This window comes from uncultured Psychromonas sp. (genome assembly GCF_947489755.1).
In the GTDB taxonomy this organism is placed as follows: Bacteria; Pseudomonadota; Gammaproteobacteria; order Enterobacterales; family Psychromonadaceae; genus Psychromonas.
Genome location: NZ_CANLFB010000052.1, coordinates 1 through 11,442, shown reverse-complemented (window position 1 = coordinate 11,442; position 11,442 = coordinate 1). Strand labels below are relative to the sequence as shown.

The following is an 11,442-nucleotide window of genomic DNA, read 5'->3' as shown; positions in this document are numbered from 1 at the left end:
AAAAGAAAATGGCAGGGTTAGATGATAAATATCGTTCAACCCTGTTGGAGAGTGGGATTAAAATGCGCTAGCCGTAGGGCTAGGGGTTGAATTGGCCCTAATTGTTGTTATGACGTGATCTAAGCACGTATTATCTATGAATAGAGAGTGATTTAGATAACATCACAAGGGAGCTGACAATATGATGTGGATTATAAAATGTGAGCTTATTATAAGGTAATTTATTCAAGCACTTTTAAGTAACGATCAAGTCATTTTCCAATAAATCTCAATTGGCTTTCCACTAACTAAGTCTCTAAGTCTCTAAGTCTCTCTCAAGTTTAAAAGCGAAGCTATTAACTGAGCCAGCTCATTATGCAATGGTGCCAAATAAACAAGATAATTTACGCCCCACGTCATCGCTGCTAATTGATTTTTAGTATTTCAAAAAGTAACGTAACGATTGGAACTCTGTTAATATCACGTCTCAAAATTAGAGGCGTTTTAGCAGGCTTAATTTTTGTAAGTTTGCTTATTAAGATGAGTTAACGCAATAATCAAAAATAACAATGAGATTTAAGGGGATAAAAATGGGATACAGTGATTTCGCAAATATTTTGTCACAAAAAACGACATATAAACCAGTTGAAACATTCGGTGCTGAACATCGCATTAATTTAGTAGAACTTAAAGCGACAACAACGGCAGTATTTAAAGAGAGTGGAAAGTTACCCGCTATCAAACATGTTAATGCCTTCTTTAATTTGGGTCGTCCACTGCCATTGTTATCAACAAAAAATTACGTAGAGCAAATCGAGTTATCTATTAGTAATGAGTCAGTCGAGTAACGTTTCTGGATAATTGAATGAAGCTCAGCCAACGGGTTTAGATCTATTTTCTATAGTTTGTTTGATGGTTTATTTGTGACTAGCATTATATTTTATAAGCGATAAACCTATCAATAATTTGGATGCCTAACACATTCCGATATTCCTATTTCCATCTTGGCCTCTATGCTGCGGTACAGTGATTTTGATTGATCATATAAATGTCCTGTATGCTTCATATCAAATCAAATTATAAAAGTTGAAATTTATGCCTTTTCATTATCGACAATACACACTCTTTTTATTACTCAGCTCTGTCACGTTAGGATTGTCCGCTGCTAGCATTGGCACGGTTACGCTTGATAATGGCGCCACAGTGTTACTGCATGATGATCACACTTGGGAATATATCGCCATTAATACTAAGGCTTTGAATGAAACGAATAAGACTATTCCATCAAAGATGACTGATTCGAACGTGGTAACCCCTTCTAATGCCGATCAAGCCTCACTCTTACGCTCTGGGTTATTAAATACAGCGGTTAAATATGGTGTCAAAGTAACTTATAGTGATTCTGTTTGGCAGGATCAAGCGCTTGGTTTAAAATTTACATTATCCAGTAATAATGCTGATGGCGTGGTTATTGTTAAGGTAGCGGTCAGTTTTTATGATGATAATGGTAATAAAATAACAGAAAAAAACATCAATGTTTGGCAAGCAAGCTATAGATTACCTGATACCTATTTACGTAAAGGGGAGCCTAAAAATAGTCGAGTTGTTTGGATTGATGGAATCAACAAAGCTAATTGGACTAATAAATTACTGAGTTTGAAGGTGGTTGAAGTTGAAACTCGTTAAGCGCCCTATCAAAAGATCATATTAATTTTTAACATGTAAATCTACAGGTTCGACAATGCCGAGAGCTGATTGGGGAGTTGTGTCTGAGCTTATTCTTAACATTCCAAATAAGAGCGAACAACAACAAAAGACATTGATGCAGCAATGACTCACAGGAAAATGCCGGATTTTCCTGTGAACGATGCGCTTGTCGCATTGGTGGAGATTAGCTGGCTACGGCTTGCTAGCTCACTATTTATAAGGTATTGGCATAGAGTACTATGCTCATGAGCTAGAAAAACTTGCCGTCTAGCGATAAGATCTAATATTTAAGGGAAATACTTAATATGAAGAAACAGAGGCTCATAATGGCGGATAACGCACTGTCATCGACACAAAAAATAATCAAAACCAACAACCTACAGGTGAAATCTAATGTTAATTTTTAACTGTACTAAAGCAGCCTCTGAATTTTTTACCGTGACACGCCAAGGTGAAAAATTCTCCTGCATTGAACCTGCGCCGCATAAAACCATTAGCGAGTCAGTCTCTACACCTATTTTTCCTGATGATGTAGACCCACAAGAAAACGGTGGCTTTCAATGGCAATGGATAGTTCATTGTGTGTCGATAAAGCGTAAAAAATATCTGTTAGTGATGGACCATCACACCCGCTATTGCGTGATATTTCCTGCAGGTAAAAAAGGCGATGACATTGATTTTCTGAATAACTTTGAAACACTGCTAAAGGCTAATTTTCGTTATTTAGTTGATAAAGAATGGGTTGATAAAGAATGGGTCGATAAAGAAGGATTTGATGTAGAAGAGGTTAATAACGGTAAAATGGATCAGACAGAGGCGACTCGTTATATCGAACAGTATGATGCTTTAATTAATACCTGTATTTTCCATCAGCGCGGTGACAGGAGTGTTCAATCACATATCAACGACGTCGTGTGGCACTTACAAGCCTTGGTTGAACGACAAGGCCACATCACTGAAAGGTTAGACTGTCTGATGTTTAGCGTAACCGCTTCCAATATATTAAGAAGAAGAAACGGTGAGAAAGACTACTTCCAACCTAATAAAGCCTTCTTTGCTTATTGGTTAAAAACGTTTTCGCCGCAGTCTGAAACTGAATACACAACAAATAATGTCATCAATTTAAATCAGTATAGACAGCTGCATGAATAATCAACAGAATATATGCCCACGCAAAAAAGTGCTGTTCACCCATTGAATTTACGCCCTAAACATTTGATTTAATTGCGATTAAATAATAGGTGCCCAATACTTTTTTATTTGTTAGCAGTAGTCTTTTATCACTTTGGCTAAACGTTTAACAGCTTCCGTTAATTCTTCTGTATTCGCATTGGTGAAATTTAAACGTAATGCGGATTCGTTTTTTGTTTCTTGGTGATAGAAAACCGAACTGGGTACGACTGCAACACCTTTTGTTAAAGCACTTTTAGCCAATGCATCCACATCGCAACTTGGTAATAACAACCAAACAAACATACCTCCATCGACTTTATTCACTTTGCAATATGAAGGTAGTTCATGCGTTAAAAGGTGAATTAATACTTGGCATCGTTCATGGTAAAGGTTGCGTAATTGTTCTAGATGATTAGGAAACTCTTGATGTTGTAGTAAATCCAATAAGACGGCTTGCATTGGTATACTTGAATGTAAATCTGCGGCTTGTTTAACGGTATTAAGTGCTGCTATCCAATCAGACTTCCCACTGACTAAACCTAACCTTATTCCCGGCGTTGCTATTTTTGAAAAGGAGCGTAATACCAATGAATGATCAGGGCAAAAACTTGAGGCTAACGGTAATTAATGACCGCTGAATCTAAGTTCTCGATAAGGTGCATCTTCAATTAAGGTGACATTGTACTGTTGGCATAGTTGTCCTACCTTTTTGCGTACCGCTAACGACCAACAAACACCCGTTGGATTGTGAAAATCAGGTACAGCGTAAAACAAAGTAATGTCTTTTTATGCAAAACAAGCTTCTAATGCTTGTAAATTTGGCCCATCTGCTTGTTGTGAAACGCTTTCAATTTTAGCTTGTGCAAGACCAAAAACTTGAATCGCTCCTAAGTAACTGGGAGCTTCCATAACCACTTTATCGTGAGGGTTAACAAATGCACGAGCAATAAGGTCTAAACCTTGTTGTGAGCCAGTACAGACGATCGCATCATGTGATGACGGGATTTGATAATGTCTTTTAAAATAGCTAAGTAATGGCGCATAGCCTGCGGTGTTACCGTACTGAAATAATGACGGTAAATTCGTTAAGTTGTTTAATGAATCTTGCATTAACGCGAGTGGAAACGTCGCTTGATCAGGTAAACCGCCAGCCAAAGAAATAATATCTTTTGAGTTTGCAACGCTTAAAATTTCGCGAATATAAGAGGGTTTAATATTTTGTAACGACTTAGCTAACATCATGTTATTTGCTCCTTTAATTATGTTTTAAAGGATATAATCAGTTGCTTTAAAATGTTTGTCCATTTATGCTAATTAATAGGTCCATTTATGCTTTTATAAGGTTGCGATGAATACAAATCAACATACTTCACGTATTAACGATGTGCTTTATTTCATTCATCAAGATATAAGTCATCCTTTATTAGCGAAAGACCTCGCCAATATTGCTGCGTATTCAGAGCAACATTTTCATCGACTTTTTAAATCAGTCGTGGGTGAATCTGTTCACTTTTATATTCGTCGAATTCGGATGGAGTTTGCAGCGAATCAACTGATGTTTGATAGTAAATCGTCTATTTTGGATATTGCTAATAAATCTGGTTTTTCATCTCTTTCATCATTTAGTCGTGCTTTTAAATCTACTTTTTCTATGTCGCCGGGACAATGGCGTAATCATGATCATCAATACCAGCGTAAATCATTATTGGTGGATCAAGAGATTGCAGCTAATTATCAACGTTTATATCAGATGGAAACACCAAAGCATAAATTAGTCGAACTACCTGCGCGGCATGTTGCTTATGTAAGGCATCAAGGCTACGACCGCTCGATAGCAAATGCATGGCACACATTAAAGGCATGGGCGAATATAGAAGAGCGTAACTTTTCAGAACAATTTGGCTTACATCATTCTAACCCGACATGGGTTGAGCTAAATAAGTGTCGTTATGTTGCTTGTGTTGAAATCGATTATCCTATTTTACGTAGAGGTGTTGTTAATAGCATGACCATTCCTGCAGGGTTACATGCTGTATTTAAATTAGAGGGAAAGTATGGAGAACTATTACCGCAGTTAAGTCATATATTGGAGCATTGGTTACCTAATTCCGGTTATAAAATGCAGTCTACACCTGCTTATGTTCATTATCAGAAGAATCAATTTTTAACGGAAGGCGAGGAATTTATATTGAATTTTTGCTTACCGATTTCATTATTTCGTTAAGTGATTCATTTGTTCGAAAAAAGTGCTGGAACCCATCGATTTAACATCCTAAACCTTTGACTTTATTTCGATTAATTAGTTTGTGACCAATAAGGTGTATCAGATAATGATACTTGTGATTAGCGAGATTGAGCCATAATAAACGATGGCAATTATTCAAATAGATGGCTGTCCAGATCTAATAATAATAGTTTATGTTGTATGCACTAAATTTAAATTGATAGATCTAATATTGACATTTTATTACTCATTTTCAGGATCCTCACCAAAAGAGTTTAGATACTGCATTAATAGATTCATATTTACTAGGCAATAACTCAATATTAACAGATACATTGCAGCGATCACCGTAAGCGTTTTAATCACTTCAATATCCAATGCAAATAATATTGCAGCTACAAAGCAACTTGGTAACCAAGTTAAAAAAGGAGGTAATATAATCATGTAGTAAAGCGTTTTGAAGTGTCTTAGGGGGTAGGTTAACATCGCAATGACGGCAAGTAGTAATGCGATACCAAAGCAACACATAGCAATGAGAAGAACACCGGCCCCGTCACTATTTATAAAATCCACAAGATAACGATGTAGCGTAAAATTAAATTCCATCGTATCGCTTCTCTTCGTCAGTTACTATAAGTAAAGATTTCAACTCAAAACTCATAAGTTTAGCTAACAATAAATCAGGAAACTGTTTAGTTCCAATATTGTATAAATTAATACTTTCATTAAAGAACTCTCTCCGATCACTAATATTATCCTCTAACGCAGAGACTCTTTGTTGTAATGCTAAAAAAGAAGCATTAGATTTAAGTTCAGGATAATTTTCATAAACCGCCATCACACCTCCTAGCAAAGATGTCATTTCATTATGTGTAGCCACCTTTTCATCTTGATTAGAGACTGATTTACAACGAGTTCTCAATTCAGTGAGACGTTGTAGAGTGTCTTTTTCATATGTTGTATGTTTATCCAATACCTTAACTAAATTAGGTATTTCATCGGCACGTTGCATTAATAAAATGTCAATATTAGCAAATGCCTTATCCGTATTAAATTTAAGCATGACTAGACGGTTATAAATATTTATGAAAAATTTACACGTTAAAAAAATGATAAAGACAATAATAAATATTATAAATAAATCAGTCATAAACTATCCAAATAAGAGATTAAAAGTGGTAAATAACAAGATTGTCATTCACATTCACATCGGCCATTACAATGAAGATGGTAACTAAACAAATCAATCCTAAAAATAGATATAATGAATTTAGCAATGGCTTATAATAAGTCCATTTATTAATTGACGAGACACGTGTTAAATTAAACACACCATTTATACTGTCTTTTTCAATCATTATTCTACCGTTCAAATTCACCGCTTTACCAATCAATAACACCTGTACATCAGGCATAAGAATAGTTTGCGTATAATATAGATTACCTATTGAATAAGATCTCTCTTCAGGTAGCCATAGAAAATCTAAATGCTTAGTACTAACATCAACACTTCCTGTTTTATCTTTTATTGAAAACGGAGCTATTTTTTTATCTTCTTCAATTAACTGACTTGAATAATGTCCATCTGCATCTTTGACCTTTTTGTGAACCTGATAGTGATATGCAATGCATTTTTTATCACCTATTCTAGGTTGGATTAACTCATTACAGCTTGTTGAGCCGCTTATTTCTACCAACCCCATTGCTAAGGATCTTATTTTAGAAGTGGGTAAAATAGTTTGTAGTTTTAAAAACTGTCTTTTTGTTGTCAGCTCAAAAAGGCTAATGACAAAAGCACCTAAAAAAACTAGAAATATTAAAGAGATAGAACTGAAAAGGAAAAAAGCCAAAAACAATACAGTTACAACGATATAAAACAGTTGAGTGCTTTTAGATCTTTTATTCAAAATAAAACCTTATGCGTATAAATAACTGATAAATAATTTTAGCAAGTCATTGATTAAAAATAAGATTATCTATTAATTATAATTGCATAACAAGGAAATCATAAATAAATATTTTTTATATCATGGACAAGACATTACCAAGGTAATCAACATTTTATTTTCGATATTATATACATTCATGAAACAGATACACCGTGCTCATAATTTGCTAGAAAAATCTCATAACTTGGTGTCCCCATAAGGATGAGACTTTCTATGTCAGCAGGTTCTGAACCATAGACTACAAAGTTAATTATTAATCAAAAAACACCCCAAAATTATGCATATATTTAAATTGTGTATATATTTAATAACTTATTCATTGGTTTCAGTATTTATTAAATTTCAAGATTAGAGAGAATTACCTGTGACATCTATTCCACTACGTTGGTTAATCATTACACCCTTTGTTTTATTAACCTTGATTTCTGGCAGCATTATGTATTTCTTTTCAACGGTTACTATTTCTAATATCGCCAACAATATTGGTGAACAATATATCAATGAGGTCGAAAATCGTATTGAGGATAGAGTGTCAGATTTTATGTCTCCCGTGAACGACATCTTAGAAATTAACTTAAATGCTTTTTCAAATCGTCCTGAAATGCTTAGTAACTTGACCCCCCTTTCCTTACGGCTTTATGAACAAGCTACGCCTCATCAACAGATGACCTTTATTTCCTTAGCGACTGTCCAAGGTAAGTATATAGCTTCTGCTCGGGATCCTATTCGAGAAACAAAACACAACATTGCAGCTAATTTCATCAATCAACCCTTTACGATAGAAGGTTTTTATTATGACCGATACAAAGGTATCGGCGATAAAATAATCACGGATCCGACCTTTAGTTACGATCCAAGAGTAAGACCCTTCTATCAAGATGCGCTAAAAGCTGAAACGATTACCTGGAGCGATATTTCCCCTTATTATGGGTATCCAACATTGGGCATAGGATTGTCTGCTCCAATTTATGCCTCAGGTGGAAAATTATTAGGGGTTACCGCTACCAGCATTGCCCTTATTGAGTTAGATAATTACTTAGAGTCGTTGACATTAGTTGATAACGCCTACGTATTTCTAGCCGAGAAAAATGGTGCTCTTATTGCCTCTTCTGGTAAAGAAGCTTTGTTTGAAAGATCAGACAAAGGTTATACGAGAGTGCATCTTAAAGATCACCCCAATTCACTATTTCAAATGGCTAGTAAATTTTTACATACAGGCTCTTATCATTTAAATAGTGAAGGTAGCGGAGAAGATTTTTTATACCATGTAAGACCGGTTACATTAAAATATGGAAAAACCTGGTTAATCGGCATCATCATTCCTTCCTCTCACCATAAAGGCATATTAGCCGAATATACTGAAATAACTATTTTCATTACATTGATGTTATTTGCTTGTATTGCCTTCATTGGTTCTGCTATTGCTTGGTATATTGGAAAGCCTATTCAGCAATTGAATCAAGCCACTAATGACAAACGCATAGAAAGTATTTTATCGTTACCTCAACCATTGAGTAAAATACGAGAAATTAAATCATTAAGCAAAGGTTTACATTTGATGGCAGAAAATCTACAGGATACGTTGCAACATTTAGAGAAAAAAGTATCAGAGCGAACTTCAGACCTACAAGATGAAAATCATCACTTACTTGAAAGCTCACTGACCGATGAACTCACCCACTTAACTAACCGACGAGGATTTAATACAGCTTTTGATGCAGCACTTACATTAGCCAAAAAAAATCAGACCCCTCTAACCTTTGTAATTGCTGATATAGACTACTTCAAGCAAATTAATGATACCTTTGGACATACTGCAGGAGATAACACGTTAGTATCGGTAGCCGAAAGCATGAAGAAGTATACAAGGTCAGATAAAGATATTTTGGCGCGTTATGGCGGTGAAGAGTTTGTATTAGTTTTTGTTAATCTCGATAAAGAAAAAGCGATTGAAAGAATCAATAAAATTCGTCAAGAGTTTGCTAATACTCCTGTACTTAATGACCAGCACATCACCATGAGCTTTGGGGTTGTAGGTCTTAAAAACAATCCTACTTTAACTGCACCTGACATTATTAATCTGGCTGATAAACGGTTATACCAAGCAAAAAATACAGGAAGAAATAAAGTGATAAGTGAATAAAAATGAAAAAGACTAACAAGCTAAATGAATGAATTCGTTATTGGGCAGATTCAACTTTGAAGGTAGAACTTAATATTACCAACTAGAATGATAACTAAAAACTGCTCAGCCAAGTACTCATTTTAAAAACTTTTTTGAACAGATAGTACACTCTTACTAATTTAACAAGAAAGCACAATACAAAGAAAAGAACTAAAAGGAAAGTTGCTGGACACCTATCGACTTTACAGCCTAAAGCTTTGATTTTATTTTATTTCGATTAACTAGTGGGTGTTCAATACTTTATTTCAAATTCGACAGCATTTTAGCTCTTATTTTTCTTGTTACCTGAATAACTATTTGCATAGTTCAACGTAGATAAACGCTACTTCTTATTTATGAACAAATCGCTCCTTTTGATAATCTACAAGAAGCAATCTAGCTCACAACTTTCAGGAACTGATACCGTATTTTTAGAATGTGATTATGCCCAAAGTCTTGATATAAAGCTAAATTGATGTGACTACTTTTCGGTCACACGAAGATTAATATCTATAGCTCAACTTGAAGCATTGATATCACCCAACGTTGCAACGCATCTTCACTGTAGCGCGGATGCCAAGCAGCGATAACATCGAATTTATCGGGAGACTCTTCAAGTTTTATTTCAATTAAATCCAATCCTTTAATTGCACGAGAGGGCAAAAAAGCAATAGAGTCCGTTGTTTCAAGGTACATTGGCACAATTGAAAAACAAGGTGCGGAAACCACTACATTTCTTTTGAAACCAAATGTTTTGAACCAATCATCAATAGAGCCTTTAAAGTTAGGCCTTGAAGGAGATGCGATTATGCTTGGATAGTTAGCAACCTCAGCTAACGAGGGTTGACTTTGTAAAATAGAAGCCCCCGGTGATGCGACACAAACATGGTGCTCTTCAAATAATTTTAAAATAGGATAGCTATCCGGAATATAATCCGGAAATGCAATCGCTAAGTTAACGTTGCCACTTTCCATCAATTCATTGAGCTTATCAATTTCAAAATCTCTGACTATCAATTTTAAATTAGGCGCTTGTATCCTTATTATTGAAATCAACGCAGGCAATACTATTTGCTGTGCATAATCGGTTGCAGCAATAACAAATGTCCCTTCGACAGTATTAGGGTCAAAGTGGGTAGGTGATAATAAAGCATTAAAATCATTAAGTAGTTTATCAACACTAACAGATAGCGTTTGTGCAAAGGGGGTAGCAATAAATCCACTGGTTTTTCGAAGAAACAACCTATCTTCAAAAACATCGCGTAATTTTTTTAAGTGTTCGCTCACGGCTTGCTGTGTAAGCCCCAATTGAGCTGCTGCTTTCGATGCGCTTTGCTCACGAATTATCGCTTGAAACACACGTAGCTGCTTAATATCTAATCTATCTAATTTACTCAAATTTATCTCTCTCTTGTTATGTTATTTATAACATAACACTTAACCATTAATACCTGTAACACTAACAAAAAAGGTTTGTTTTTAATTGTTTAATTTTTTGCTTAATATCATCCCATCAAAATAAATCAACGGAGAAGAAAATGAAAACAGTAATTTTAATTGGTGCACTAGGTAAAATGGGTCAAGCCGCGTTAACTGGTTTAGGCAATCATAATGTTATTACAGCAGGTCGCTCTGGCGATGTTGACCACATTGTAGATATAACCAATGAACAATCAATTAGAGCGCTTTATGAAAAAGTAGGTGCTTTTGACGCGGTTGTTAATACTGTTGGCTTTTGTGAATATGCTAATTTCACAGAGATGACTGAGGCACAATGGATGACCACCGTGATGAGTAAAATGATGGGCCAAATTAACTTAGTACGTATTGGCCAAGAATACATCAAAGATGCAGGCTCATTTACTTTAATTAGTGGTATTTTAAATAAAAAACCTATCCCTTACGCTATTGCAGATGCAACAACGAGTGGTGCAATCGATACCTTCGTTAAAATTGTTTCATTAGAAATGCCAAGAAATATACGTATCAATGTAGTCAATCCAACTGTGTTAGTTGAAGCATGGGATGTCTACGGAGAAATGATGCCTGGCTTTGAACCCGTACCAGGGAAGTTAGTTGGTAAAGCGTTTGAGCGATCAGTTGATGGTTTCATTAATGGTGAAGTCATTGTTGTTGATGCTTAAATAAGTTAAAAGCGATCCATTTGGGTTAATGCCGTTCACTTAAGGTGAACGGCATATTTACTTTTTGCAACAGGATATCGATTTTTAGATGATTTTAAACAC

The 11,442-nt window shown here is 35.2% G+C and carries 13 protein-coding genes; 6 read left to right on the top strand and 7 right to left on the bottom strand.

Going from position 1 to position 11,442, the window contains the following annotated elements; translation table 11 throughout:
- Positions 1–569: 569 nt before the first annotated feature.
- From Q0794_RS17735 to Q0794_RS17725, 3 genes are all read left to right on the top strand, one after another.
- Positions 570–827 carry a hypothetical protein gene (locus Q0794_RS17735; protein WP_298944158.1) on the top strand — a complete coding sequence of 86 codons (258 nt, stop codon included), beginning with the start codon at positions 570–572 and terminating at the stop codon, positions 825–827.
- Positions 828–1,074: 247 nt separating this feature from the next.
- The gene (locus tag Q0794_RS17730) at positions 1,075–1,665 is read left to right on the top strand and encodes a DUF3157 family protein (protein WP_298944156.1); all 591 of its coding nucleotides are present in this window, start codon (positions 1,075–1,077) and stop codon (positions 1,663–1,665) included.
- A gap of 414 nt (positions 1,666–2,079) precedes the next feature.
- On the top strand, positions 2,080–2,838 hold the full coding sequence (locus Q0794_RS17725; RefSeq protein WP_298944155.1) for a hypothetical protein: 759 nt from the start codon (positions 2,080–2,082) through the stop codon (positions 2,836–2,838).
- A gap of 111 nt (positions 2,839–2,949) precedes the next feature.
- On the opposite strand, the gene Q0794_RS17720 is transcribed toward Q0794_RS17725, so the two are convergent.
- From Q0794_RS17720 to Q0794_RS17710, 3 genes are read right to left on the bottom strand one after another with little or no spacing between them, the layout of a single operon-like run.
- Positions 2,950–3,447, bottom strand: coding sequence for an aminotransferase class I/II-fold pyridoxal phosphate-dependent enzyme (locus tag Q0794_RS17720; protein WP_298944153.1), 498 nt, complete (start codon positions 3,445–3,447; stop codon positions 2,950–2,952).
- Positions 3,448–3,483: 36 nt separating this feature from the next.
- Positions 3,484–3,633: a hypothetical protein gene (locus tag Q0794_RS17715; RefSeq protein WP_298944151.1), complete on the bottom strand. Its 150-nt coding sequence runs from the start codon at positions 3,631–3,633 to the stop codon at positions 3,484–3,486.
- A 12-nt stretch (positions 3,634–3,645) separates the two neighbouring features.
- Positions 3,646–4,101 carry an aminotransferase class I/II-fold pyridoxal phosphate-dependent enzyme gene (locus Q0794_RS17710; RefSeq protein ID WP_298944149.1) on the bottom strand — a complete coding sequence of 152 codons (456 nt, stop codon included), beginning with the start codon at positions 4,099–4,101 and terminating at the stop codon, positions 3,646–3,648.
- Positions 4,102–4,207: 106 nt separating this feature from the next.
- Between Q0794_RS17710 and Q0794_RS17705 the strand changes: the two genes are divergently transcribed.
- Entirely contained in the window at positions 4,208–5,083 is an 876-nt protein-coding gene (locus Q0794_RS17705; protein ID WP_298944147.1) for a GyrI-like domain-containing protein, read from the top strand.
- Positions 5,084–5,326: 243 nt separating this feature from the next.
- Here Q0794_RS17705 and Q0794_RS17700 read toward each other — a convergent pair whose 3' ends face one another.
- Genes Q0794_RS17700 through Q0794_RS17690 form a run of 3 tightly spaced genes read right to left on the bottom strand, consistent with a single transcriptional unit; the run spans position 5,327 to position 6,990 of the window.
- Positions 5,327–5,656, bottom strand: coding sequence for a hypothetical protein (locus tag Q0794_RS17700; protein WP_298944145.1), 330 nt, complete (start codon positions 5,654–5,656; stop codon positions 5,327–5,329).
- 22 nt (positions 5,657–5,678) lie between these two features.
- Positions 5,679–6,233 (bottom strand): LemA family protein, encoded by a 555-nt coding sequence (locus Q0794_RS17695; protein WP_298944143.1) that lies wholly within the window; start codon positions 6,231–6,233, stop codon positions 5,679–5,681.
- Between the two features lie 19 nt (positions 6,234–6,252).
- Positions 6,253–6,990 (bottom strand): hypothetical protein, encoded by a 738-nt coding sequence (locus Q0794_RS17690; protein ID WP_298944141.1) that lies wholly within the window; start codon positions 6,988–6,990, stop codon positions 6,253–6,255.
- 406 nt (positions 6,991–7,396) lie between these two features.
- Here Q0794_RS17690 and Q0794_RS17685 point away from each other — a divergent pair, with 406 nt between their 5' ends.
- Positions 7,397–9,175 (top strand): diguanylate cyclase, encoded by a 1,779-nt coding sequence (locus Q0794_RS17685; RefSeq protein ID WP_298944139.1) that lies wholly within the window; start codon positions 7,397–7,399, stop codon positions 9,173–9,175.
- A 531-nt stretch (positions 9,176–9,706) separates the two neighbouring features.
- Here Q0794_RS17685 and Q0794_RS17680 read toward each other — a convergent pair.
- A complete protein-coding gene (locus Q0794_RS17680; protein WP_298944138.1) occupies positions 9,707–10,594 on the bottom strand; it encodes a LysR family transcriptional regulator in 888 nt (295 codons plus the stop codon).
- A gap of 140 nt (positions 10,595–10,734) precedes the next feature.
- Here Q0794_RS17680 and Q0794_RS17675 point away from each other — a divergent pair, with 140 nt between their 5' ends.
- Positions 10,735–11,340, top strand: a complete 606-nt coding sequence (locus Q0794_RS17675) for a short chain dehydrogenase (RefSeq protein WP_298944136.1) — start codon at positions 10,735–10,737, stop codon at positions 11,338–11,340.
- Positions 11,341–11,442 lie beyond the last annotated feature (102 nt).

Coding starts and splice junctions, on each gene's coding strand:
- Q0794_RS17735 (WP_298944158.1), top strand. CDS start 570: ATGGGATACAGTGATTTCGCAAATATTTTGTCACAAAAAACGACATAT.
- Q0794_RS17695 (WP_298944143.1), bottom strand. CDS start 6,233: ATGACTGATTTATTTATAATATTTATTATTGTCTTTATCATTTTTTTA.
- Q0794_RS17725 (WP_298944155.1), top strand. CDS start 2,080: ATGTTAATTTTTAACTGTACTAAAGCAGCCTCTGAATTTTTTACCGTG.
- Q0794_RS17730 (WP_298944156.1), top strand. CDS start 1,075: ATGCCTTTTCATTATCGACAATACACACTCTTTTTATTACTCAGCTCT.
- Q0794_RS17705 (WP_298944147.1), top strand. CDS start 4,208: ATGAATACAAATCAACATACTTCACGTATTAACGATGTGCTTTATTTC.
- Q0794_RS17710 (WP_298944149.1), bottom strand. CDS start 4,101: ATGATGTTAGCTAAGTCGTTACAAAATATTAAACCCTCTTATATTCGC.
- Q0794_RS17675 (WP_298944136.1), top strand. CDS start 10,735: ATGAAAACAGTAATTTTAATTGGTGCACTAGGTAAAATGGGTCAAGCC.